Raw genomic sequence first — 3,248 nt, forward strand, 5'->3', positions numbered from 1 at the left:
TACAATCCTCGAGCAGCGCATTGATCAGCTTCAGGATCAGATCGATGGCCTAGAGATACAGCGCCAGTCCCGCTTCGAGCAGTTGGAAATCTTCGCCCAAGAGGTTGTTGGCCTCAGAGAACTCTACGAGAAGGGGTATTACCCCCGAACCCAGGTGTTGGCAGTCGAACGTGCCATGGCACGCCTGAAAGGTGAAGCCGGCAGCGACGATGCCGAGATTGCCCGGGCTCGCAATGGCGTGGGCGAAGCGAGAACCCAGATAATCAACCTGAAGCAGCGCTTCCGAGAGGATGCAATCACGCAGTTGCGTGAGGTGCAGGCCAACCTCGCCGACCTGAAGGAACGCATGACGGTAGCCAAGGATGTTCTGCGGCGTGTCGAAATTCGCGCTCCACAGTCGGGTATCGCCCAGAACGTCAAGACTCACACAATTGGCGGTGTGGTGCGCGCTGGCGAAACGTTGCTGGAAATTGCTCCGCAGGGCGAAGAGTTATTGGTCGAAGCGAGAGTCTCTCCCTCCGACATCGATGGTGTGACCATTGGTCAGAGCGCTGAGGTTCGCTTTAGCGCCCTTAACCTTCGTTCCACACCTAGTACATTTGGTGTTGTACGGTCCGTTTCTGGCGATCGGCTGACTAACGAGGCGACAGGCGAGCCCTATTTCCTCGCGCGTGTCGAAGTTTCGGCAGAAGAGCGGGCCAAGCTTGGCGACGTGAAGCTATCTGCCGGAATGCCGGCTGAGGTTCTGATTCAGACAGGAGAGCGAACAGCACTCCAATATCTGCTAAAGCCGCTAACCGACGCTCTTGCTCGTGGCCTTACCGAAGAGTGAGCGCCGTTAGCCCTCACGATACAATGAAATCGCGGAGTACAACCATGGAAGATTTGAAACCGGGTGATCCGATTCCCTCGGAAGATAAAGAGCGCGTAAATATGGTGGCGCAACATATCATCGCACCGGCACTGCATCGTGCGATCGAGCATGCGCGCACCAAGGCTCCAATCAATGAGGTACTGAGCGCTACCGCTAATGCTTATGCAGGGATTTTGTCGGACATAGTAGGGCGTCCGGCTGCGGCCAAACTGATGGCAGCCCACGCGGACCATCTTGAGAAGCTCACACATTCCTCTGGTAATTGAGAAAACCCTCGCAACTCCATCATAATAAACCACTTTGCAGGCTTTATGCGGCTATGCTATGCAATATCCGCTTGCACAGTGGGGCAGGGTATAGTATTCACTGTACGCGGAGATCTTGGGTGAATGACGTTGTCCCATAAGCGATCTCCTCGAATCTAATTGCTTGCCGCAATAGGGTCGAAAGACGTCGTAAGCGGGGGGCGAGACTATTTGGTAACTAACTAAGGGATGATGTCCATGGCCGTCACATCGATGACGTTTGATGAGAGTTACTATCTCAACCAAAACCCCGACGTTCTGACTGCGATCCTGAACGGTTTCTTCACGAATGCGCAGCAGCACTTTGAGCTGGTCGGATACAAAGAGCTTCGTGACCCGAATCAGTACTTTGATTCCTCCTACTATCTGGCGAACAACGCAGACGTGCTGAACGCGGGGGTTAACCCGTTCACCCACTTCATCACGAATGGTGCTGCCGAGAATCGTGCTCCGACTCAGGCGTTGGCCAGTGCCGGTACGTCTTTTGATTCGGCGACCTATTTGTCGACTTACCCGGATGTTCAGACGGCAATCAGCTCTGGTGCTTTCAGTAGCGCCTATCAGCATTGGATTTTGATTGGCCAGTTTGAGTCGCGCACCGCACAGACTACCGATGGCTCAGCTCTGACAGGTGCTGGTACGACGACATCCTCCGGTTCGACTTTCACGCTTACGACTGGGACGGACTCTGGGTCTTCCTTCACTGGAACGACCGGTGACGACACGTTTGATGCGTCCGGGTTCTTTAACAGCGGAACCGGCACCACCATTGTGACACTTGGCAACGCAGATAGCTTGGCTGGCGGTGGCGGTACCGACACTCTAAATGCGCTGCTTACCGCTAACGCTACAATCACGCCTGCTGCATTGACGAGTATTGAAGTAATCAATGGCACGTTTACTACCAATGCCGGTGCCACTCTCAGTCTCGCTAATGCGACCGGTGTTACAACGATCGGCTCTCTAAACAGTTCGGTTGCTGCTGTCTTCTCCAATATTCAGTCGGCTCCGACCGCTTATAACATCACTAATGGTTCTTCGAACTTTACTGCTAACGTCGTGAATACGGCCTTGGCTGGTACGAGCGATTCGGCCACTCTAACTCTGAATGGTGTTACTGGCGGTACAGTGACGATTCAGACTGCTACAGCAGCGAGCGGTTATGAAACACTGTCGATCGTGAGCGGCGGTAACTCGGCTAATACGTTGACGGCACTGACCGATGGTAATGCCACTTCGCTGGCAACGCTTAATGTGTCCGGTGCTCAGAACCTGAACCTCGGTACAACGCTGGATGCGACGGTCGCGACTGTAGACGCGAGTTCGATGACCGGTGCCCTTACGATGGTCCAGACTAACACAGTGAAGTCGACCATTACGGGCGGTTCTGGGAACGATGTTATTGACCTCTCGGGCGGCTTTGTTGACGGTACAGATGCTACCAATGCAGACGTCGTTAACGGCGGTAGCGGGACGGATAGTCTGCAGCTTACCTCGGCTGAGGTTGCGGCTGTTGGATCTGCTGCACAGTGGGCCAACGTTACTAATATCGAGACCGTGATTATTGATACGGCTGTTGCTGGTGCTCTGCGGCTTGACTTCTTGACTGGTGTAACGACTGTCGAGTTTGATGGCGGTATTGGTGCATTCAGCCATAATATCACATCGGGTATGGAAATTCAGTACGACACGCTCGACGCTGATGACGATGCCCAGACCTTTACTGTCTCGGGCAGTGGCACCAGCGATACAATGACCATTGACATCAATGGTGTTGATATTGGTGCAGGTACACAGACCTATGCCGGTATTGAGACTGTGAATATTCTAACATCGGGCACCTCTGTTATTGACGGTGCTCATGTTATGGATACCAGTGCTGCTACTCAGACTATGAATATCAGCGGTACGGGTACTCTCACGCTCGGTAACATCACTGCTGACGTAGTGAATGCTTCGGGAATGACTAGTGGCACACTGAACTTGGGCACCTTGCAGGTTGCTACCAATTTCACTGGTGGCGCCTCTGCAGATACGGTGGTTGGTTCAACTGCGGCTGATATTCTTCT

Annotated in this window: 3 protein-coding genes; all 3 read left to right on the forward strand. The window is 53.4% G+C overall.

Annotated elements, in window-relative coordinates:
• Nucleotides 1-832, forward strand: an 832-nt coding sequence (locus BLS34_RS25075; protein ID WP_139189495.1) for an HlyD family type I secretion periplasmic adaptor subunit, incomplete at its 5' end; no start/stop codon positions are given.
• Between the two features lie 44 nt (nt 833-876).
• A complete protein-coding gene (locus BLS34_RS25750) occupies nt 877-1,140 on the forward strand; it encodes a hypothetical protein (RefSeq protein ID WP_139189496.1) in 264 nt (87 codons plus the stop codon).
• Nucleotides 1,141-1,377: 237 nt separating this feature from the next.
• Nucleotides 1,378-3,248: beta strand repeat-containing protein (locus BLS34_RS25755; RefSeq protein ID WP_139189497.1), on the forward strand; the 1,871-nt coding region annotated here is incomplete at its 3' end.

The organism is Thalassobaculum litoreum DSM 18839 (assembly GCF_900102465.1).
GTDB classification, from domain to species: domain Bacteria; phylum Pseudomonadota; class Alphaproteobacteria; order Thalassobaculales; family Thalassobaculaceae; genus Thalassobaculum; species Thalassobaculum litoreum.

Coding starts and splice junctions, on each gene's coding strand:
- BLS34_RS25750 (WP_139189496.1), top strand. CDS start 877: ATGGAAGATTTGAAACCGGGTGATCCGATTCCCTCGGAAGATAAAGAG.